Genomic DNA, 23092 nt, shown 5'->3' with positions numbered 1-23092 from the left:
AGTGGTACAAGATAATTTCGAGATAGTAAGAACCACTTCAGAGAATCCTGATTTTGCTCAATTAGTAGCACTTTTAGATGCGAGCCTATGGGCTTCTTATCCTGATTTAGGCAATGATTATTGGGGTAATAATATTTTGGAAATCAATCCGAATGTTGTGATTGTATATCAAAATGATATAGCTGTAAGTTGCAGCTGCTTTAAGAAAAAAGATGCCAAAACTATTGAAATTAAACGCATGTTTGTTGCTGATGATTTTAGGGGAAATGGTTTGGCTCAAATGATGCTATCTGAATTAGAATCTTGGGCTAGCGATTTAAATTTTACAAGATCAATTTTAGAAACGCTTAATAAGCAGGAGTCCGCTATTAAAATGTATAGTAAGTCGGGTTATGCTATTATTGCCAATTATGAACCTTATATAGGGCGTACAGCAAGTATATGTATGGGTAAAGATATTTAGATTCAATTGTTAAGATTGGATTTGTGCTAGCGGCAAGTGTTGTCGCGAGACTTAATTTAAATCGGTAACAATGGAACAGAATAATTTTCCAATTACAAACTGGTCAGAAGATGATAGGCCTAGAGAGAAATTGATGCTTAAAGGTAAAAGTGCATTGAGCGACGCAGAATTAATTGCAATTTTGATAGGTTCGGGAAATCGCAATGAGTCAGCAGTTGATTTAAGTAAAAGAATTCTATCTGGAGTAAACAACAATCTAAATGCTTTAGGTAAATTGTCTATGGCTTCGTTGACAGAATATAAGGGTATTGGGGAAGCAAAAGCTATTTCTATTATCGCTGCGCTAGAGCTAGGAAGACGTCGTCGAACAGAAGAAGCTGTAGAGTTAGTTAAAATAACTTCTAGCAAGGCAATTTTTGAACTGATGCAACCTATAGTAGGGGAGTTGCCACATGAAGAATTTTGGATTATATACTTGAATAACTCTAATAAAGTGCTTTCTAAATCGCAATTAAGTAAGGGTGGAATTACAGGAACATTAGTAGATGTTAGAATCGTATTTAAAAAAGCATTGGAATTAGGTGCCACGGCATTAATTTTATGCCACAATCATCCGTCGGGAACGCTTGTGCCTAGTGAGGCAGACAAACATATTACTAAAAAATTGAAATTAGCAGGAGAGAGCTTAGAAGTTAAAGTTTTGGATCATGTTATAGTAACTGAAAACAGTTATTTCAGTTTTGTAGATTCGGGAATATTTTAAAAAATAAAAAATGAAGATTAATAATATAAGTGATGTTTTTTTTGACTTGGATCACACTCTGTGGGATTTCGATAAAAACTCTGAAATTACTTTTGCTAAGATTTTAGCAAATAACCATCCTACTGTGGATGTCAAAGAATTTATAGCAAAATATGTTCCTATAAATCAAGCGTGTTGGCAATTGTATCAATTTGACAAAATCACACATGACGAATTGCGCTACAATCGTTTAAAAGATTCCTTTGACGCAATAAAATACCATGTTAGCGATAGTCATATCGAAATTATCGCTCAAGAATATTTGACCTATTTACCAGATAATAATCATTTATTTGATGGTACGCTGGAAATCTTAGACTATTTAAACGAGAATTATAAATTGCACATTATAACAAATGGTTTTGCTGAAGTTCAAGATCGAAAAATAAAAAATTCGAAAATTGAAAACTATTTTAAAACCATTACCAACTCAGAGCTGGCCGGTGTGAAGAAACCTAATGCTATTATCTTTGAATATGCTTTGAACCTTGCTGATGCAAAGAAAGAAAGTAGCATTATGATAGGAGATTCATTAGAAGCAGACGTTGAAGGAGCCTTAAGTATGGGTTTAGACGCTATATTTTTCAATGAAAGCAGAATTGAAGTTGCTGAGAATATCAAACAAGTTAATCATTTATTAGAATTAAAGAAATACCTTTAGATCATGAAAAAATACATTTTATTACTACTGCTAGTTGTAGGTAGCGTGCTTAATGCTCAAACTGTTAACAATTTTAAAGCAGTAATCGTTCCTTTAAAATTTGATTTTTTAAAATCAGAAAATGCATATCGTTTAAATACCATATCAAAATTCAATACCAAGAAAGCAGGATTTGAAGCTTTCTATGCTAATCAGTCTATTCCCAAAGAAATGAACAATAGATGTGATTTATTATATCTTAATGTTGAGAAAGAAAGTGGTTTTTTAGTAACAAAATTGTTTGTCACTTTTAAAGATTGTAATGGCAACGTTGTATTCCAATCTGAGGTGGGTAGAAGTAAAGAAAAAGATTTTGAAGCAGCTTATATGGAAGCCTTAAATGAGGCTTTTCAATCAGTATATGCTTTACATTATAAATACGAAGGTCCTGCTGCTAATGTAAGTTCAAATGATGTAGATCAAAACCAAACATATAGTAACAATCAAACGGTTTACGCTCCTTCGACTAAAGTTAATATACAAGAGGTAGAAGAGACGAAGGCAACTACAATTACCGCTACCGAAGGCTTGTTATATGCACAACCTATAGCAAATGGGTACCAATTAATTGATGCGACTCCTAAAGTTGTGATGAGAGTGACTAAAACCTCAAATCCTTCAACCTATATTGCAGTCAAAGGGGATACTCAGGGTGTGCTTGTATCAAAAAATGGAAGTTGGTATTTTGAGTATTATAAAGACCAAAATCTAATTTCAGAAAAAGTTGAGGTCAAATTTTAAATTAACTTTTAAATAATATAGAAAGGTCCTAAATGTATTGCTATCATTTAGGACCTTTTTGTTTAATAGCCGTATTTTTCTTTCCAGCGGTTTTTCAAGAAATCTCTTGTTGTGTTTTCACGAGAGTTAATTCCGGGAGTGTATAAGGGAGTATTTCTTATAGACTCGGGTAAATACTCTTGCTCAGCAAAATTGTTTTGATAATCATGCGAATATTTATATTCGTCTCCATATCCTAGCTCTTTCATTAACTTAGTAGGAGCATTACGCAAGTGAATAGGAACTGATAAATCACCAGTTTGCTTCACTAATTGCTGTGCTGAACCTATCGCTAAATAGGAAGCGTTGCTCTTAGGCGATGTCGCTAAATAGATAGCACATTGGCTCAAAATAATGCGACTTTCAGGATAACCTATTGTTGCAACAGCTTGAAAAGTGTTGTTTGCCATAATGAACGCTGTGGGATTTGCTAGGCCTATATCTTCACTTGACAAGATCAACATGCGTCGCGCTATAAATTTTACGTCCTCTCCGCCTTCAATCATTCGAGCTAGCCAATATACTGCTCCGTTGGGATCACTACCACGTATCGATTTAATAAAAGCTGAGACGATATCATAATGTTGTTCTCCGCTTTTATCATATAAAACGGTATTTTGTTGTACTAATGCAAACACACGATCATTTGTAATAACAATTTCTTCCTCTGCAGATGCGTTGATGACAAGTTCGAAAATATTTAAAAGCTTGCGGCCATCACCACCAGAAAGTCTTAGTAGTGCTTCCGTTTCTTTTAAAATAATATTCTTTGTAAGTAGATATGCGTCCTTCTTTAAAGCTCTTTGCAATAAAGCTTCAAGATCAATTTTTGTAAATGCGTTTAAAATGTACACTTGACAACGCGATAGGAGGGCAGGTATTACTTCAAAACTAGGGTTCTCAGTTGTTGCACCTATCAGTGTGATCCAACCTTTTTCGACTGCTGCAAGTAAAGAGTCTTGTTGTGATTTGCTAAAGCGATGAATCTCATCTATAAATAATATTGGATTCTTAGCTGTAAAAAGTCCGCCACTTTGTTTGGCTTTTTCTATAACATCTCTAATATCTTTAACGCCAGAATTGATAGCACTCAAAATGTAAAATGGACGTTTTGATTCCTGAGCAATTATCTGCGCTAATGTTGTTTTCCCTGTGCCGGGCGGTCCCCATAATATCAATGAGGGAATAATTCCTTTCGTAATTTGGTTTGTCAATGATCCGTTAGGCCCTATCAAGTGAGCTTGGCTAACGTAATCTTCTAAATTCTGTGGGCGTATGCGTTCTGCTAATGGTGCTTCCATTTTGCAAAATTAATCAATTTATTTGAAGCTATTCCAGCTATCCACTATATCTTTTTATAAACAGCTCGTGCCTCGCAGATTATAAAAAGGATGCCGTTCCTATCTGGGCTAATATGAGTAGCATGGCAATAACGGTTGTAGTAAAAGTGACAGAATAGCATATTATATTTTTGGTTTCATTTTTGCAATCTCTGTATTTAATAAACTAGTTTTAATATGGAAAAAGATTTTAAATATACAAATGCTGTCATAGCAGTGCCACTTTTTTTCGTGTTATCGTTGTGGCTAGTCTATTGGTTCGAAATCCGTTTTCATTTTAATTTTGTCAAAAATGGGATTATGCCTCGAGAAATAAGTGGACTGCAGGGCGTACTTTTTAGTCCGTTCATTCACTCTAATTTGAGTCATTTATATAACAATTCTATTCCCCTGCTAGTTCTTTTAGCTGCGCTGCAATATTTTTATCCTCGGCATTCTTTTAAAGTAATTTGCTATGGTATCTTACTTTCTGGGATGCTTACATGGTTGATTGGTAGAACAAGCTATCATATTGGGGCAAGCGGTCTCATTTATGTTCTAGTAGGATTCATTTTCTTTAAAGGTATTATTACTAGATATTTTAGATTGGTGGCACTATCATTGACTGTCATTGTTTTATATGGAGGGATGATTTGGTATGTACTTCCTGATGTCGACAATTCAATCTCGTGGGAAGGACATTTAGCAGGGCTTATTTCCGGAGTGATTTTTGCTATTCTTTTAAAATCACCTGAATATAAGAAAGTGCCAAAATACGAATGGGAGCATCCAGAATATGATGTAGCAGAAGATAAATTCATGCAACGTTTTGACGATAATGGAAATTTTGTAAACTTACCCGTGGTAGAGGAGGCGGTAATAACATATTCCTATTTTACCGGTGATATTCGAGTAAATTATAGTTATACAGAGCTTAGTGGTGCCAAAGAAAATGAATCTAATTAGTCAATTACATGTCAATAAAAAAGGCTGTCCTTGGTGGGACAGCCTTTTTAGTATTAAAAAACAATTAGGTTTTATTGATGTACCTCCGTTTTATCTGTAATTTTTGGTAGTGGAGTTGGAATATTAGCTCCATTTGCATTTATCTCATCTTGAGAGTAAACTAATCGTTGCGGTGTTCCAGCAAATAAGCTATTAATTTTTACACCAGCAATGTTATTAGTTCTTCTAAAGTCTGTAAAAGCTTCATAATTTCCTAAGAAGTAAATATATCTTTCTTCATATATTTCTCTAAGTAAAGCATTTTGATCAGTTAGTGTTCCGCTCACGTTTTCCATACCTCCGGCAGCAAAATCAGCAGCGACATAGTTTGAATACTTAAAAGTAAGGCCTTTATATCCTAAACTTGCTACTCCGTTAGTTACATTACCAATAGAATAACCAGTATTCAACAGTGTTCTGTAAGTGTTGTAAGATGCTAATCCAGCGCTGAAAGAAAGACGTGCATCTGCCTCAGCAATAATTAATAGCATTTCACCATAAGTTACTAATGGTAAGTTAGAATCTGATCCAAATTTACCCGTTTCTGTATCAAAGTCAAAACCATTAACATTTAGCTCCGTTCCAGTGTATATGAACGCTAAACGTGCTGCTTCATCTGTTTTACTATTTGTTCTAGTAATTGCCGAAGTACTATTTAAAAGTGTTACTGCGTATCCAGCACCATTCATATATCCTTGTCTCTCATATTCTAAAAATTCGTAGAAAGGATTAAAGTTTTGCTGAGAAGTTGCCCCTTGAAAAAGCGCATTAAAATCATTAGCTGCGGTATTAAATCCTTTTAAAGCATTTGCTTTAGCAGCAGTGTAATTCTTAACATGTAAGTAATATCTAGCTTTAAGAGAATATGCAAGTTGAGTCCATTTTGCAGTGTTACCTTGGTAATGGTAGTCAAGGTTTGCTGGGATTAATCCAGGTTTTGCAAGATTAGCTATTGCATCGTCAAGTAACGTTTGCAATTTAGCATAGATATCTGACTGTTTGTCAAATTTAGGTTTGTTAAATGGATCATTAGTAATGAATTCAGAGTAGGGAATGTCTCCCCATAAAGAAGTAGCAGTACCAATACTGTGAGCTTCCACAATTTGCATTGCTCCAAGTACTTTTGAATTGTTTTCTTCTATTGCTTTTTGCTGTGTGATTCTATCTTGTGTTAAAAAGTTCACATAAAGAAGACCCCAAGCAGAATCAGAATCTGCAGATGTGTTGGCATTCCAGTCATTCAACGGAATATATTGTCTATCAATTCCAGTTGCCTGACCAAGCCACAACATTGTATTTCTTACATTGTTGGTAGTTTGGAAATATTGATTAGCTAATAAAACAGACTGAAATATATTTTTAGCTTGAGCATCTTCTGCTTGTAGTTTGTTAGGATTTTCATTGATACCCTCAACAGAATCTGTACAACTAACTACAGCAAGTGCTAGTAGTAGTGGTGTTATGTATTTATTATATTTTTTCATTTTTTTAGAATTTTACGTTAAGTGAGAAAATAATAGATTTAGTATTAGGACTGTTGAAGTATTGTAATCCTCTACCGTTAGATCCACCTGTTAAGTTCGTTTCTGGATCTTGGCCTAATGTCTTGTCTTCAGTCCATAACCATAGATTTCTTCCTGTAAGTGAGAATGTCATAGCTTCTACTCCTGCTTTTTCTAAAAATGAGCTACTTGGCAAACGGTATGCTACGGTAGCTTCTCTTAGTTTTACCCAAGTAGCAGATTTAATGAATTGTTCAGATACTGCTCCAAATCCACCACCTAATGCACTGTACCATGATTGATTAAGTAATCTAGGTCCAGCTCCAAAATCTTTTATATTACCTCTTACGCTATATGAACCGTCGCTGTTTAACCATCCTTGTGAGATTGCTGTTGCTCCGTTTGACCCCGTAAGTGCTGTTGCTTCTGCCGCTGTCAAGTTTAAGATGTTAGCAGTTTCAACTGACTTTCCAAATACATTTAACGCTCCATTAGTTCCATCCCATAAATCGCCACCTACAGACGCATCAAATAATACATTTAAAGACAATCCTTTGTATTCGAACGTGTTGGTTAAACCTGCTCTAAATTTTGGATTAGGATTTCCAATTACTCCTTCTGTAGCTGCAGCTATTGGAAAACCTCTTGAATCTAATATTAATTCCCCAGAATCGTCTCTATCCCAACGACCTCCCCATAGAACTCCTAAAGGCTGATTTAGTACCGCTCTAGATGATGTTCCAGCAAAACCATTTAATAATATTGACTCTGATCCAGTTAATTTAGTTACTTCATTCTTGTTAGTACCAAATGTTGCTGCGATATTCCATTTAAAATCTGAATTTTTTAGAATAGCTGCGTCGAAGTCGATTTCTAAACCTTTGTTTGATAACTGAGCGAAGTTTCCATAAAGATCACTAACAGATGATGATGGGTTATTTGCCGCTGCAACTAAGTTGTCTCTAATAACATCAGTGTAATAAGTCACGCCTAAATTCACTCTATTGAAAAATCCTAAGTCGATTCCAGCTTCATATTGCGTTTTAATTTCTGGTTTTAAATCAGGATTTCCTGCTAGTGATTCTCTTTCAAATCCACCATTGTATGCTGCTGCATCATATGCAGGTCCCCAAGATTCTGTTCCTGTAGCTCCAGTGATGTAAGTATATCCATTGTAGATTCCAGGCATAATAGCTACCTGTCCGTATGTTGCTCTAATTTTACCAAATGTTAAAGCTTCGCTTTTCAAATGATGTGTAAATAAGTAAGATAGTTCAACTGATGGGTATACATAGGTTTTTAAGTTAGGATCAAGTGCAGATGAAGTTTCTGCTCTAGCTCCCACATTTGCATTCAAATAATCCTTATAGTTTAAAGATGTAGATAAAAATGCTGCATTTGTTTTAGTATTACTTCTATTTAAATAAGTTGTTCTATTTGCTAGTAGCGAATTAGAGTAAACAAATTTAGGAGAATTGATTAAAAAGTTTTTGTAATCACCACCTCTAAACACAGTGTTTATTTCAGCTGTGTTTAATCCTGCAGTATATTCAAAACGTAAATCATCTGTAAAATTAAAATTACCAATACCTAAAACGTCAACGTTGTATTGTCTGTGCGTTACACCGTCTTCTGATGCATATCCACCTCCACCATTCTCAGAAGAGTATATTGGATACATTGATTGTCTATCATCTGAATATCCATCAACATTTGCACGTCCAATTAATCTAAATTGGTCAGTAAATTGGTGCTCTAATTGGATACCTGCGATGTATCTGTTAACTGTATTTGGGTTCTTTTGTATGTCAGTTGACCAAAACGGGTTATTGTATATAGGACTTGTTGAAGTTTCTGTCGTACCTAAATCCTTTCTATATGATCTATGACTTCCAACTGTTGCAACACCAGCTGCTGTAAAGTTTGTTCCTAAAAAATCTCTATTATCAAAATCTGGTGCAGTTCTGTATAGACCAAGTAGTAATCCACTTGTGTTTGATCCTTGTTGCACTCTATTTGAATTTGAGGTAGAATAGCTCATTTTTCCAGTAAAAGTTGTTTTTTCTCCTAATTTGTAAACAGTGTTAAAATCAATATTTGTTCTTTCATAAGAACTATTTCTAACAACACCATCTTGTTTAGTGTTACCTAAACTTAAGTAAAAACTTCCGTTTTCGCTTCCTCCGCTAAATGCGATATTTTGGTTGCTTGTATTTCCAGTGCCTAAGATTTCATCATAGTTTGAATTATTAAAATTAGCAGTGCTGTTTTTTTTCGTGATTCCGTAATAGGTATTACCTCTATCAGAAACAAAGTACGAACCGGCAGTATTAACATCGTCTGCTGCACCACTACGACTACTAATCAAATCTCCGAAAGATGAACCTGTGTTTCTAACAAATGAGCCATTAGATCCTTGACCAAAAAGATTTTGCGTTTTAAAACGAACATTAACATCATCAATAGAATAAGATGAGTTGAGCTCTATAGATAGTTTTCCTCTACCTTTTTTAGTTGTAATAAGCACTACACCATTTGCAGCTCTAAATCCCCATAGTGCAGAAGCAGATGCTCCTTTAAGGATTGTAACGCTTGCGATGCTGTTAGGATTAATGTCTCCCACTCTTGATTGTTGGTTTACGCCACCAACTTGATTACCATTGTCTAATTCTTGTCCAGAAATAGGGATACCATCTACAACGTATAATGGTTGTGTGTTTCCTGTAATAGTGTTTTGTCCACGTATTTGTACATAAGACCCAGCTCCAGGATCTCCTGAACTTGATGTCACTACTACATTTGATGCTTTAGCAGACAACGAATTAAGTAAACCAGTTTCTCCAGTAGTGGCAAGTGCCTCACCCTTTACTTTTGATGATGATGAATTAGATAATTTCTTTTTGGTTTCGATACCAAAAACGTTAATTGTAACTCCTTCTAGCTCTAATGCATCCCCTAGAAGTTTTACATTAATCGAAGATGATGAGGCTTTACGTTCTTGTGTTTTCATACCGATGTAGCTAAAAACAAGAATTTGACTAGTAGAAGCTTTAATGGTGTATTTCCCATCAAAATCTGTTTGCGCACCATTAGTGGTACCTTTTACAGATATACTCACTCCTGGTAACGGCATGCCTGAAGCATCTGTCACAATTCCTCGTACAATTCCTTCTTGAGCGAAAGAGACTTGTGTCACTAATACTAATAATAGTATTAAGATTTGATTCAACTTTAGTTTCATTATTTATAAGTTTTGGTTTGTGACGCAAATATCATAAAAAAATGTTAATGTTTTATTAAAGGTTTCAGTTGAATTTTTCCGTATAGTTTTGTAATGAATTTATTTTTAACCTCTTTTAAATGGTTTGAAAATTCTCTTCATTGCCTTATTTTGCACTTACTGCCAAAGTTATTTTCATTATTGGAATTTGGGGTTGTTGTGATCTATTTTTATACTTAGGTGTTGAATTTTTAGTAGATAAATTATAAAATTTAACATTTAGCGAGGTATATTCTTTCTTTTTGTGATTTTTAATGAATAATTTATGTAAGAATTTAGGTTTAAATAAAATTATTCTTAACTATTTAGGTAATTAGGTATAGACAACGCTTAATGCTGATTGCGTAAGTATTAGAACGGTGAGGTGTGAAATAACAATCAATCAACCTCAGGTATTAATAAGTTTGCTTCTAATTGGTCCATTGCTACTATTTGTAGGCTAAGATTGAAAAAAAACAAAGATTGGATGTTGTTCTTATGTCAAAGTAAAGATTGGAAAAGAGGTTGTTTTTCTATTTGTCTGCTTGTTAGGCCGGTTTTGTATGTAGGAATACTGCTAATGTCCTTTCTAATCTTTTGGGTTTTTAATCTTTTTTTTTAGAGGAAACATGTGTTGTTTAGTTTAATATAAAATTATGTGATGGATGTGTATATATTGCTATCTCCTGTAAAGTTTTCTTGCACTTTATAAATTTTTGCTACTATCATTAAAGGATTTTTATATGAGGAACATATGATAGAGGAGGGGGTGTAGAAGGAAATGTTTTGTTTCATGATGTATTATATAAAATGAACGCAAGTAGTATTTTAACTTATTGATGATTTTGCACATAAAAAAAGCGTTAGTAAGAAATACTTACTAACGCTTTACATTATTTTTGAAGTTGTAATTATTAACTTCTTTGCCTTACAGTTTCGTATAGAAATGCACCACATGCCACAGATACATTTAGTGATCCAATTGTTCCAAACATCGGTAATTTAGCTTTTTCATCCACTATTTTTAGTACAGATGGATTTACACCTCGGTCTTCCGATCCCATGATTATTGCGATGGGTTCGTTGAGAGATAAATCATAGATATTCTGGTCTGTTTTTTCAGTTGCTGCAATAGTTTTAATACCACTTGCTTGCAACAAAAATATCGCGTCTTTTATATGTTCTACTTTACAAATAGGGATATTGAAAACGGCACCAGCAGATGTTTTCACGGTGTCTCCATTTACCGGAGCTGCACCTGATTTTTGTATAATGATACCATTAACACCTGTACACTCTGCAGTTCTAATGATGGCACCAAAGTTACGTGCATCAGAAATTTGGTCTAATATCAAAAACAAAGGAGTTTTACCGTTTTCTACAACAGTTTCGATTAAATTCTCTAAATCAAAAAATGAAATTGGCGATATATTTGCGACAGCACCTTGGTGATTATTAGGTGTTAATTTATTCAATTTTTCAACTGGTACATAGGAGAAATTAACGTTAGCACGTTTCATAACCTTCATAAGGTCTTTCATTAACTCACCCGAAATTTCTTTTTGTATGTATACTTTGTCAATTGTTGAACCCGCTTGTATTGCTTCAATAATCGCTCTAATTCCAAATATTTGATGTTCTTTTTCCATGGTGCAAATATAGTTAAATGTTTTGTAAAAAAAATAGCCACCTCGATTATACAAGGTGGCTAAATTTATAAAAATGGATAAAATTTATTTTTTTGCCCAGATTAATTTTGTGTTTAATTCGTCTCCTCCAATTGCACTAGCAGCTGCAGTAACATTTTCGCTATTAATTTGCTGCAAATTAACAGGATATGTAAATCTTGCTGGTACAGTCGATAAGCCATTTAGGGCTACAAACGTATAAGTTGTAGCGCCGTTCACTGGATTGTTTAATTTATAAGTACCTCCTGGTTGTAAAAGTGTATTAGGAAACCCCGTTCTTCTATATTCAGCAAAAGCTTCATAAGGTTGCATAAAAAGAGCAATGTACTTCTGAGTAATTACATTTTGTAAATTTGCTGTATTTAAAGTAGCGACATATGCATCAATTTTAGCAGTGCTAACTCCCCAACGCTCCATTGAAGCTCTTACTCCGTTGCGATAATTTGTTAAATTAAAACCGTTGTTTTCTGAAAGTAAAAATTCTACTTCTGCATATTCCATTAAAATTTCTGTGTAGTCTTGTCTTAGAACATTATAACTCCAAAACGACGTTCCTGTACGTTGTCCTGCTGCTTGAGCACTAGTGATACCATATGGCATACCAACATATTTACTTAAATCGTCCGTTTCTGTATAAGCATTATTTTGAACTGTAGTTTTAGAACTCGCCGTAGTAGGTGCGGCGTATTTTTGCAATCTAGGATCAACTCCGAAAGTTCCCAAATCACCTTTTAATAAATCTACAAAAGTATTTGCAATGGCAAAATCTGTTCTATTACTTAAGAAAAAATCATTATAGAACGGGCTTGGATTAACATCATTAGCTTCATAAGTTACACCAACGTTGTCATCATTTGAAGTCATTACACCACTAGCAATTGCTTCTGTGATATGTGTTTCTGCCCCTGGTACAACTCCTTTTACTCTTGTTGCAATTCTTAATCTTAATGAATTAGCGAATTTTTTCAATTTAGCAGGTGTTTCAAAAAGTTGATCACCATTAGTAAATACTGATGATTCAGAAGTTACTATCATTGCAGATGCTTCTTTAAGTTCTTTCATTAAATCCGTATAGATCTTTAGCTGTGAAGCGAATTTCGGTTTTTCGAAACCATCTAATAATTTCAATGCTTGGAAATCTGGATCATCATTACCATAAGAATAATAAGGAACATCTCCGTAAGCATCTACCAATTGTAAAAAAGTATATGCAAGCATAACTCTTGCAGCGGCAATTTGATTTTTATTATTACCATAAGCAGAATTTACGTCTTTAGTTGAAGCGTCTGTATTTAAATCAATCACAGTTTTAAAATCTTTGGCAGCTAAATAGTAATTCTGATATAGACTTTGATTTGTTGTTTCTCTAAATTGGAATCTGTCCTCTTCGGTGTAGTTTCTCTGTGCTGAATACTGTACCCATGGCAATGCCATTCTTCCTGAAGAAAAGCTACCTCTAGATTCATCCATTAGAAAAACTGAAGCATTATTAAAAAATGCGTATCCAGGAATGTTATTAACAGCTGGAGCGTTAGGATTTACATTAAAGTCCTCTAATTGATCACTGCAACTCACCGTCGTGGTAAGTAAAGCTGTGATTGATAATAGTGATATAAATATTTTTTTCATCTTGATTTTTTTAATTTTTAGAATTTAAATTCTAGGTTCATTCCGTATGTTCTAGTTGATGGTAATGAACCACCTTCAAGACCTTGTGTGTTTCCACTTCCATAAGATGCCATCTCAGGATCCATTCCTTTCCAATCTAATCCCCAAGTGAACAAGTTTCTTGCAAATAATGAGAATTTCACATTACTAAATACAGATCCAAAAACACTCTTAGGTACATTATAAGCAAATGTAACTTCTCTTAGTTTTATATAATCTGCATCAAATACATTTAATGCATCTAATCCATAATGTTGTTGTGCCCATGCTTGACCTGGTAAAACTGATGTATTTTTCGTTCCATCTGCATATACAGCGTCAACAGTAATACCATTTTCTCTAATTCCATTTGCTGCTGTTGCCTCAAGTAAACCAGAATAGCTTCCCCACATGTGTGTTGTAGAAAAATAACTACCACCCTTTTGGATATCAATTAAGAAGCCTAATGATAAATTTTTATACTTGAATGCATTTCTGATTCCCATATTGTAATCTGGTGTAATTGTACCTAAAGATTTTCTCTCTGAAGCAACATATGCACCTGATGCATCTACAATTTTGTTACCGTTTCCATCATAAGTGAAGTCAGTTCCATAAATTTGTCCATAAGGTTGTCCTGTAACGGCTAACAATGTCGCTTGAAATGGAGCTGAACCTATGATAAGTTCATTTAGTCCAGGTGATAATTCTAGAAGCTTGTTGTTGTTCTTTGCAAAATTCCAAGTGATATCCCAGCTAAAGTCTTCAGTTCTAACAGGATTAAGTGTTAGAGTTGTTTCAATACCTCTATTTTGTAATTTTCCTGCATTTTTAAGTGCAAAAGTGTGTCCAACCGAAGGATCAGTTTGTACAGGTGTAATTAAATCTGTTGTTAGTACATCATAGTAAGTTAAATCTAATCCAACTCTTCTATTAAATAAACTTAATTCTAATCCTACCTCTTTAGTCGTTTTAAGTTCTGGAACTAAATCAGGGTTCGATGCTATGTTAGGTTGGCTATATCTAATGTCTCCTTGGAAAGGAGTATCTGCTAAACCATCAAAAGATAATCTGTAAGGTGTAGTAGCATTCCCTGCTTGAGCCCAACCTCCTCTAATTTTACCATAATTTAACCAAGGTAAATCTGTTAATTCAGAAAACAAAAAACTACCAGTTACAGAGGCGTAATTAACATCTTTATTTACTGTACTAAACCAATCATTTCTATCAGTAACTTCTAGAAATAAGAAATCGTCATATCCTAATGATAGGAAACCATATACACTATTAGTTCTTGTTCTCTCTTCGTAATTAGCTGATTGAGAAGCGGTTGAACTGTTCGATAAGTTGTAGATGTTAGGTAGTACTAAACCACCTACAGTGAAACCTTCAACGCGTGTTAAACTATAACTTCTTCTGTTGACACCAGCAAAAGCATTTACGCTAAATTTGTCAAACCTTTTGTCGTAATGCAAACGACCTTCGTAATTGAAATCAGTTAAAGTTCTAGCGGTTGTCTCATAACTAGATGTTGCTTGAGAACCAATTGCTACTCTTTCATCAATGTTAAGTGAATAAGTGTCTCCATAAACATTTCCTACAGCATAAAACTCTGGAGTAAAGTTATAGGTAATTTTCCCATTACCATAAACTCTATTTCTTTTATCTGAAGATGTATTTTCGTTTATAATCCAATATGGGTTGTCTGAATAGTTAGGTGTAGCATTATCAAATGCTATTCTATTCCATGAGCGTTGTGCTCCGCTTGCCAATTTGTAGTTTTTCAACTCGTCAAAATCTAACTGTCTTTGGCTCCATTGAAAGAATTTCTGAGCTAGTCCGTTATCTCCATATCCAACTTCAGGTCTATTAAAACCTCTAGTTTGAACATATGTCATCATTCCTTCTACCTTAAGTTTTTCTGATAATTTAGCATTACCATTCAATGAGAAAGTGTTCTTGCTTAAAGTTGAATTTGGAACTATTCCTTCTGTCTTTTGATTTGCGAATGAGAATCTTACGCCTGAATCTACAGCTGATTTTGAGAATGAAACAGAGTTGTTTCTAGTTATTCCAGTATCAAAAAACGATCTCACACCATTTTTAGGATTAACCCAAGATCTTTCCTTTAAATATTCATCTGCAAACTCTGGGTCAAATGCATTCCATGCTAGATACTTTAAATTAGGATCATATTTTGGTCCCCAACTTTCATCAGTTGCATAATCAGCAATGTTATATGTTTTACCATTGATTGTTTCTTGTTGGAAAGTACTTGAGCTACCTCCACCATATTCTGTTTGTAAATTTGGCATTACATTAATACTTTCAAACGTAATACCCGTGTTTACTGAGATTTCTGCTTTACCTGCTCCGCTTTTTGCAGATTTAGTAGTATATAAAATAGCTCCATTTCCTGCTCTGTTACCATATAATGCTGCAGCTGGCCCACCTTTTAAAACAGTAACGGAAGCTATATCATCAGGGTTTATATCTGCAGAAGCATCACCATAATCTCTACCACCAGCACCTCTTTGAGTGCTAGTAGAATTATAGTTTCCATTATCTAGCGGTATTCCATCAATTACAATCAATGGTCTATTTTCTCCTGTTGTTGAACCAATTCCTCTAAGGACAATTCGAGTAGATCCACCCATTGTAGAAGGTGCTGTTACCTGCACACCTGCAACATTTCCTGACAATGCAGCGACTGCATTGTTAGATCCACCTTCGCTTAAAGTGCTTCCTGATACCTCTTGTGCGGCGTAACTAAGAGATTTCTTTTCTCTCTTTATACCTAAGGCCGTTACAACAACGCCTTCAAGCTCTTGTGCAGTGCTTTCTAATTTAACGTTTAAAGTAGTTGAAGATGCCTTTACTTCCTGAGATTTCATTCCGATGTAAGTAAAAACAATTGTTTGAGTAGGACTTGCCTTGATTGTAAACTTACCATCAAAATCCGTTTGCGTACCATTTTGTGTTCCCTTGATTAATACACTCACACCTGGTAAAGGCATGCCTGAGTCGTCAGAAACATTTCCTGTTACAGACCTTTCTTGCGCGAAGGTTAATTGCGCCATTAGCGTTAATAATAACACTAAGATTCCATTGAATTTTAGTTTCATTTTATGTTTATTTGAATTAGTATTGCGAAAATCTTAATAATTCGTTAACTATCCTAATAACTGCTGTAGTATTTTTCTATGTAAAGTAAAATTTAACGTTTGAATATGTTATCAATGTATTACGGGTGCAATCAAACGTTTTTATTTATTGCGTTATAATTGTTAATTATCAAAAATTAATTGTTTACTCTTGTTTATTTGTGATTTTAGATAGGTTTTTCATGGTAATGAACTTCAGAAGCATTTTATTTATTTATTAGTAAAGAGCAAGGTGTTACTTGGCTTAAATCTTAAAATGTTCTTTTATAAAATTTTTATTTGTTAATCTGTAGCGTTTTATTTCGAATGTTAGATGGACTTATGACAAAGGCTGTCGTAAATGGTGCGAATTCTTCTTAAAATTTTAACATTTTGAAGTCTTAATTCTTGCGTGAATTTTAGGTAAAATTTACTAGTCAAACTTTTGATTTTATGTTTTCTTAACTTAACACTTAAGTATGGGGGGCTTTATTTGTCCTTGAGCTATTTAAGGAAAATAAATATTTTGTGGTATTTCGTTTATTGTGGTTAGGCTAGTGTTGTCATATAGTAATTAGGGTGTTTTAGTTTTTGTGCAAGATTATTTTTTTTAGTACTAGATTGGCGAAGAATTAATGTTAGTTTCATGGTGCATCATGTCATTATATATTTTCAATATATAGGTCAATTCGCAAACGCTTGGTCTTTAAATAAATAATGTTGTTGAAAATTAATGATTTATGGTTTGCAGGGTAAAAAATATTTTATACATTTGCAACCCCGTAAAAAGCGGGAATTAAATATACATAATAAATTTTTAGTATTAATTATGCCAACAATTCAACAATTAGTAAGAACAGGAAGAACTCAGATAACTAAGAAGAGTAAATCGGTTGCTTTAGATTCTTGTCCTCAAAGAAGAGGGGTTTGTACGCGTGTTTACACTACAACACCAAAAAAACCAAACTCTGCAATGCGTAAAGTAGCGCGTGTACGTTTGACAAATGGTAATGAAGTAAATGCCTACATCCCTGGAGAAGGACACAATTTACAAGAGCACTCGATAGTATTAGTTAGGGGTGGAAGGGTAAAAGATTTACCAGGAGTTAGATATCACATCGTTCGTGGTGCACTTGATACGTCAGGAGTAGCAGGAAGAACGCAAAGAAGATCTAAGTACGGAGCAAAACGCCCAAAAGAAGCAAAAAAGTAATTTAAAGTAATGTACTAGTATAGTTGTGATTTATTGCAATTGTATCGGTATGGTATTTTATTAAAAAAAAGACATGAGAAAAAGAGCGGCAAAGAAAAGACCACTTTTACCAGATCCTAGGTTTAACGACCAATTGGTAACACGTTTTGTGAATAACCTAATGTGGGATGGTAAGAAATCAACAGCTTTTAAAGTTTTTTATGATGCAATTGACATTATAGAAGCTAAGAAGCAAGATGCAGAAAAACCTTCGTTAGAAATTTGGAAAGATGCGTTAACTAATGTTATGCCTCACGTAGAAGTACGTAGTCGTAGAGTTGGTGGAGCTACATTCCAAATTCCAATGCAAATTCGTCCAGATAGAAAAATTTCTATGGCGATGAAATGGTTGATTCTTTATTCAAGAAGAAGAAACGAAAAATCAATGGCTCAGAGATTAGCTTCAGAATGTTTAGCTGCGGCTAAAGAAGAAGGTGCTGCAGTTAAGAAAAGAATGGATACTCACAAAATGGCAGAAGCTAATAAAGCTTTCTCTCACTTTAGATTTTAATTCTTAAGAAATGGCTAGAGAACTTAAATATACAAGAAACATAGGAATTGCTGCTCACATTGATGCTGGTAAAACAACAACTACTGAGCGTATATTATTCTATACGGGAAAATCACACAAAATTGGTGAAGTACACGATGGTGCTGCAACAATGGACTGGATGGCACAAGAGCAAGAAAGAGGTATTACAATTACTTCTGCTGCTACTACTTGTGAGTGGAATTTTCCAACTACTCAAGGTAAAATTTTACCTGAGACGCTACCTTATCACTTCAATATTATCGATACGCCGGGACACGTTGACTTTACAGTTGAAGTAAACCGTTCGTTACGTGTTCTTGATGGATTAGTTTTCTTGTTTAGTGCTGTTGATGGTGTTGAGCCTCAATCAGAAACTAACTGGAGATTAGCTGATCAATATAGAGTTCCACGTATTGGATTCGTTAATAAAATGGACAGACAAGGATCTAACTTTTTGATGGTATGTCAACAAGTAAGAGATATGTTAAAATCTAACGCAGTTGCAATCACTTTACCTATTGGTGAAGAGAATGATTTCAGAGGTGTTGTGGATTTGGTAAGAAACCAAGCTATTGTTTGGGATGATGCTGGAATGGGTGCAACTTATGAAGTTGTTGATATTCCTGCTGATATGGTTGATGAAGTAAAAGAATACAGAGATATTCTTATCGAAGCAGTTGCTGATTATGATGAGAATTTGCTAGACAAGTATATGGAAGATCCAGAATCTATTACAGAGGAAGAGATTAACATCGCTTTAAGAGCTGCTGTAATGGATATGGCTATCATTCCGATGATTGCTGGTTCATCTTTCAAAAATAAGGGAGTTCAGTTCATGTTAGATGCAGTATGTAAATACTTACCATCTCCAATGGATAAAGACGGGATTGAAGGAATTCACCCTGACGATGCTGAGCTTTTAGAAGAAGATCAAACAAAAATCTTACGTAAGCCTGATGTTAAAGAGCCTTTTGCTGCTTTAGCGTTTAAAATTGCTACTGACCCATTCGTAGGTCGTTTAGCTTTCTTCCGTGCTTATTCAGGACGTTTAGATGCTGGTTCATATGTATTGAATACGCGTTCAGGAAACAAAGAAAGAATTTCTCGTATCTATCAAATGCATGCCAACAAGCAAAATCCAATCGACTATATCGAAGCTGGAGATATTGGGGCGGCAGTTGGATTTAAAGATATTAAAACTGGAGATACATTGTGTGATGAAAAACACCCAATTATTCTTGAGTCTATGAAATTCCCTGCGCCAGTAATTGGTATTGCTATTGAGCCTAAAACTAAAGCTGACGTGGACAAAATGGGTATGGCTTTAGCTAAGTTAGCTGAAGAAGATCCAACGTTTACTGTTAGAACTGATGAAGCTTCTGGGCAAACTATTATTTCTGGTATGGGTGAGCTTCACTTGGATATCTTAGTAGATAGAATGCGTCGTGAATTCAAAGTTGAAGTAAACCAAGGAGAGCCTCAAGTTGAATACAAAGAAGCATTTACTAGAACTGCTCAACATAGAGAAACTTACAAGAAACAATCTGGAGGTCGTGGTAAATTCGGTGATATCGTATTTATTTTAGAGCCTGCTGATGAAGTTGATGGTAAAGCTCCGGTTGGATTACAATTTGTTAACTCTGTAAAAGGGGGTAACGTTCCTAAGGAATATATTCCTTCTGTAGAGAAAGGTTTTAGAGAAGCTATGAAAACTGGTCCTTTAGCAGGATATCAGGTTGATAGTTTAAAAGTAACTTTATTGGATGGATCTTTCCATCCTGTGGATTCAGATGCGCTTTCTTTTGAGTTAGCTGCAAGAATGGGTTATAGAGAGGTGGCAAAAGCTGCTGGTGCTGTAATTCTTGAGCCTATCATGAAAATGGAAGTTATTACTCCTGAAGAAAATATGGGAGATATCGTAGGTGATATCAACCGTCGTAGAGGTCAAGTTAATGACATGGGTGATAGAAATGGAGCAAAAACAATTAAAGCTGATGTGCCATTATCTGAAATGTTTGGATATGTTACTACTTTAAGAACTTTATCTTCAGGTCGTGCAACTTCAACTATGGAATTTTCACACTACGCAGAAACGCCTTCTAATATTTCAGAAGCAGTAATCAAAAAAGCAAAAGGAAACGCTTAATTTTAAGAAAATGAGTCAAAAAATCAGAATAAAACTAAAATCTTACGATCATATGTTGGTAGATAAATCTGCTGAAAAGATTGTAAAAACAGTTAAAACTACTGGTGCAGTTGTTACAGGGCCAATCCCATTGCCAACTCACAAAAAACTTTTTACAGTATTGCGTTCTCCACACGTTAACAAAAAAGCGAGAGAACAATTTGAAGTAATGTCATATAAGAGATTAATTGATATTTATTCATCTTCATCTAAAACAATTGATGCTTTAATGAAATTAGAATTACCTAGTGGAGTTGAAGTAGAGATCAAAGTTTAAGTATCTTTTTCAAGGAAAATCAAGAGCACTTCGTTTAAGTGAAAACTTTTTTTGGATTGTGTGTAAATAAGTTATACTTTTGCACCACTTTAAAAATAAGAGTTCACTTAAATGATGTGTTCTATTTTTATATTTAATAATTAATAATTAATATTTATGTCTGGGTTAATTGGTAGAAAAATCGGCATGACTAGCATTTTCGATGAAAACGGGAAGAATATTCCTTGTACAGTAATTGAAGCTGGTCCTTGTGTTGTTACCCAAGTCAGAACCAAAGGTGTTGACGGGTACGAAGCGTTGCAACTTGGTTTCGATGACAAAAACGAGAAACATTCCACTAAAGCGGCTTTAGGTCACTTTAAAAAAGCTGGAACTGTAGCTAAGAAAAAAGTCGTTGAATTCCAAAATTTTGCAACAGAACAAAAATTAGGGGATCTTATTGATGTCTCTATGTTTGTAGAAGGAGAATTTGTAGATGTACAAGGTGTGTCTAAAGGTAAAGGTTTTCAAGGGGTTGTAAAACGTCACGGTTTTGGTGGTGTTGGTCAAGCAACTCATGGTCAACATAACCGTTTAAGAGCGCCAGGTTCTGTAGGAGCTTCTTCTTATCCATCTAGAGTATTCAAAGGAATGCGTATGGCTGGACGTATGGGAGGAGAAAATGTAAACATTCAAAACCTTAGAGTTTTAAAAGTAGTTACTGAAAAGAATCTACTTGTGATCAAAGGATGTGTTCCTGGTCATAATAACTCTTATGTAATCATTCACAAGTAATGGAAGTAAAAGTAGTAGATTTCAACGGAAAAGATACTGGAAGAAAAGTTCAACTTTCTGATTCAGTATTCGCAATTGAACCAAACAATCACGCTGTATATCTTGATGTTAAGCAATATTTAGCTAATCAAAGACAAGGAACGCACAAAGCTAAAGAAAGAGCTGAAGTAGCAGGAAGTACACGTAAGATTAAAAAACAAAAAGGAACAGGTACTGCTCGTGCGGGTAGTGCAAAGAATCCATTGTTTAAAGGAGGAGGAACAGTTTTTGGACCTAGACCGAGAAGTTATTCATTCAAATTGAATAAAAACTTGAAACGTTTAGCTAGAAAATCTGCATTCTCAATGAAAGCAAAAGAGTCAAACATAATCGTTCTTGAAGACTTTAATTTTGATGCTCCAAACACTAAAAATTTCATTAACGTTTTGAAAGCATTAGAGTTAGAGAATAAAAAATCATTGTTTGTGTTGGGCAATACGAATAAAAACGTATATTTGTCGTCACGTAATTTAAAAGCGGCTAGTGTTGTAAGTAGTTTAGAGTTAAGTACTTACGCTATATTAAACGCTAATAATTTAGTGCTTTTGGAGAGTTCTTTGGAAGTAATTGAAGAAAATTTAAGTAAATAATAGGATATGAGTATCATAATTAAACCTATAGTAACGGAAAAAGTAACCAAAGAAAGTGAAGTTTTAAACCGCTTCGGGTTCGTTGTTAACAAAAAAGCAAATAAAGTTGAGATTAAGAAAGCTGTAGAAGCTGCTTATGGTGTGACTATTTTGAGTGTTAACACGATGAACGTAAGACCGGATAGAACTACAAAATACACTAAAAGTGGTTTAATTACTGGAAAAACAAATGCAATTAAGAAAGCAATTGTTCAAGTAAAAGAAGGAGAAACAATTGATTTTTACAACAATATCTAAGATAGAAAAATGTCAGTAAGAAAATTAAAACCTATTACCCCAGGTCAGCGATTTAGAGTTGTGAATGGTTATGACGCTATTACAACTGATAAGCCGGAACGCTCTTTGATAGCGCCGATAAAAAACTCTGGAGGTAGAAATAGTCAAGGAAAGATGACCATGCGTTATACGGGTGGTGGTCACAAGCAGAGATATCGTATCATTGATTTTAAACGTACTAAAGAAGGAATTCCTGCTACGGTAAAATCAATTGAATATGATCCAAATCGTACTGCATTTATCGCTTTATTAGCTTATGCTGATGGTGAGAAAACGTATATTATAGCTCAAAATGGATTAAAAGTTGGTCAAAAATTGGTTTCAGGACCTGAGTCTCAACCAGAAATTGGTAACACGTTACCTTTGAGTAAAATTCCATTAGGAACTGTTATTTCTTGTATTGAGTTACGTCCAGGTCAAGGTGCTGTTATTGCACGTTCGGCTGGTACATTTGCTCAATTAATGGCAAGAGATGGAAAATATGCTACAATTAAAATGCCTTCTGGTGAAACAAGGTTAATCTTGTTGACTTGTTCGGCTACTATTGGAGCTGTTTCTAATTCTGATCACCAATTAGTTGTATCTGGTAAAGCAGGTAGAACAAGATGGTTAGGTAGAAGACCTAGAACAAGACCTGTAGCGATGAACCCTGTCGATCACCCAATGGGTGGTGGTGAAGGACGTTCTTCTGGTGGACATCCACGTTCAAGAAATGGAATACCAGCAAAAGGTTATAGAACTCGTTCTAAGAAAAACCCGAGTAACAAGTATATCGTAGAACGTAGAAAGAAATAATAAG

The 23092-nt window shown here is 34.6% G+C and carries 19 protein-coding genes; 13 read left to right on the top strand and 6 right to left on the bottom strand.

The features are described 5' to 3' along the window. The first annotated feature begins 1 nt into the window (after position 1). The 4 genes from H603_RS0102100 (at position 2) to H603_RS0102085 (ending at position 2706) form a co-directional block, all read left to right on the top strand. Entirely contained in the window at positions 2–463 is a 462-nt protein-coding gene (locus tag H603_RS0102100; protein WP_051219093.1) for a GNAT family N-acetyltransferase, read from the top strand. 70 nt (positions 464–533) lie between these two features. Then, positions 534–1226: a RadC family protein gene (gene radC, locus H603_RS0102095; RefSeq protein WP_026707029.1), complete on the top strand. Its 693-nt coding sequence runs from the start codon at positions 534–536 to the stop codon at positions 1224–1226. A 10-nt stretch (positions 1227–1236) separates the two neighbouring features. Then, entirely contained in the window at positions 1237–1926 is a 690-nt protein-coding gene (locus H603_RS0102090; protein ID WP_026707028.1) for a YjjG family noncanonical pyrimidine nucleotidase, read from the top strand. 3 nt (positions 1927–1929) lie between these two features. After that, complete coding sequence (locus tag H603_RS0102085; protein ID WP_026707027.1) at positions 1930–2706, top strand: hypothetical protein; 777 nt, start codon at positions 1930–1932, stop codon at positions 2704–2706. A 62-nt stretch (positions 2707–2768) separates the two neighbouring features. Here the strand turns inward: H603_RS0102085 and H603_RS0102080 are convergent, their stop codons facing one another. Then, complete coding sequence (locus tag H603_RS0102080) at positions 2769–4046, bottom strand: replication-associated recombination protein A (RefSeq protein ID WP_026707026.1); 1278 nt, start codon at positions 4044–4046, stop codon at positions 2769–2771. 216 nt (positions 4047–4262) lie between these two features. On the opposite strand from H603_RS0102080, the gene H603_RS0102075 reads away from it, so the two are divergent. Continuing rightward, on the top strand, positions 4263–5030 hold the full coding sequence (locus H603_RS0102075; protein ID WP_026707025.1) for a rhomboid family intramembrane serine protease: 768 nt from the start codon (positions 4263–4265) through the stop codon (positions 5028–5030). 71 nt (positions 5031–5101) lie between these two features. Here H603_RS0102075 and H603_RS0102070 read toward each other — a convergent pair whose 3' ends face one another. From H603_RS0102070 to H603_RS0102050, 5 genes are all read right to left on the bottom strand, one after another. After that, positions 5102–6553, bottom strand: coding sequence for a SusD/RagB family nutrient-binding outer membrane lipoprotein (locus H603_RS0102070; RefSeq protein ID WP_026707024.1), 1452 nt, complete (start codon positions 6551–6553; stop codon positions 5102–5104). 4 nt (positions 6554–6557) lie between these two features. After that, a complete protein-coding gene (locus tag H603_RS0102065) occupies positions 6558–9812 on the bottom strand; it encodes a SusC/RagA family TonB-linked outer membrane protein (protein WP_026707023.1) in 3255 nt (1084 codons plus the stop codon). 932 nt (positions 9813–10744) lie between these two features. Continuing rightward, positions 10745–11479: a 23S rRNA (guanosine(2251)-2'-O)-methyltransferase RlmB gene (gene rlmB / locus H603_RS0102060; RefSeq protein WP_026707022.1), complete on the bottom strand. Its 735-nt coding sequence runs from the start codon at positions 11477–11479 to the stop codon at positions 10745–10747. Positions 11480–11563: 84 nt separating this feature from the next. Further along, positions 11564–13147 carry a SusD/RagB family nutrient-binding outer membrane lipoprotein gene (locus tag H603_RS0102055; protein WP_026707021.1) on the bottom strand — a complete coding sequence of 528 codons (1584 nt, stop codon included), beginning with the start codon at positions 13145–13147 and terminating at the stop codon, positions 11564–11566. Positions 13148–13164: 17 nt separating this feature from the next. Beyond that, positions 13165–16290 carry a SusC/RagA family TonB-linked outer membrane protein gene (locus H603_RS0102050; protein ID WP_026707020.1) on the bottom strand — a complete coding sequence of 1042 codons (3126 nt, stop codon included), beginning with the start codon at positions 16288–16290 and terminating at the stop codon, positions 13165–13167. A gap of 847 nt (positions 16291–17137) precedes the next feature. Here H603_RS0102050 and rpsL point away from each other — a divergent pair. From rpsL to rplB, 8 genes are all read left to right on the top strand, one after another. After that, the gene (gene rpsL / locus H603_RS0102045; RefSeq protein ID WP_007136570.1) at positions 17138–17521 is read left to right on the top strand and encodes a 30S ribosomal protein S12; all 384 of its coding nucleotides are present in this window, start codon (positions 17138–17140) and stop codon (positions 17519–17521) included. A gap of 73 nt (positions 17522–17594) precedes the next feature. Continuing rightward, positions 17595–18071, top strand: coding sequence for a 30S ribosomal protein S7 (gene rpsG, locus H603_RS0102040; RefSeq protein ID WP_026707019.1), 477 nt, complete (start codon positions 17595–17597; stop codon positions 18069–18071). Positions 18072–18081: 10 nt separating this feature from the next. After that, positions 18082–20238, top strand: coding sequence for an elongation factor G (gene fusA / locus H603_RS0102035; protein WP_026707018.1), 2157 nt, complete (start codon positions 18082–18084; stop codon positions 20236–20238). 10 nt (positions 20239–20248) lie between these two features. Then, positions 20249–20554, top strand: a complete 306-nt coding sequence (rpsJ, locus tag H603_RS0102030; RefSeq protein ID WP_007803605.1) for a 30S ribosomal protein S10 — start codon at positions 20249–20251, stop codon at positions 20552–20554. A 156-nt stretch (positions 20555–20710) separates the two neighbouring features. After that, positions 20711–21328: a 50S ribosomal protein L3 gene (gene rplC, locus H603_RS0102025; RefSeq protein ID WP_026707017.1), complete on the top strand. Its 618-nt coding sequence runs from the start codon at positions 20711–20713 to the stop codon at positions 21326–21328. Next, positions 21328–21957 carry a 50S ribosomal protein L4 gene (gene rplD, locus H603_RS0102020; protein ID WP_026707016.1) on the top strand — a complete coding sequence of 210 codons (630 nt, stop codon included), beginning with the start codon at positions 21328–21330 and terminating at the stop codon, positions 21955–21957. Before rplC ends, rplD begins: the two co-directional genes overlap by 1 nt. 6 nt (positions 21958–21963) lie before the next feature. Then, positions 21964–22254, top strand: coding sequence for a 50S ribosomal protein L23 (rplW, locus tag H603_RS0102015; protein ID WP_026707015.1), 291 nt, complete (start codon positions 21964–21966; stop codon positions 22252–22254). A gap of 9 nt (positions 22255–22263) precedes the next feature. Further along, positions 22264–23088 carry a 50S ribosomal protein L2 gene (gene rplB / locus H603_RS0102010; protein ID WP_026707014.1) on the top strand — a complete coding sequence of 275 codons (825 nt, stop codon included), beginning with the start codon at positions 22264–22266 and terminating at the stop codon, positions 23086–23088. The last annotated feature ends 4 nt before the right edge of the window (positions 23089–23092 follow it).

The sequence above is a fragment of the Flavobacterium frigidarium DSM 17623 genome (assembly GCF_000425505.1).
In the GTDB taxonomy this organism is placed as follows: Bacteria; Bacteroidota; Bacteroidia; order Flavobacteriales; family Flavobacteriaceae; genus Flavobacterium; species Flavobacterium frigidarium.
The sequence above is the reverse complement of the archived record's forward strand: the minus strand, read 5'-3'. Positions and strand labels throughout refer to the sequence as shown.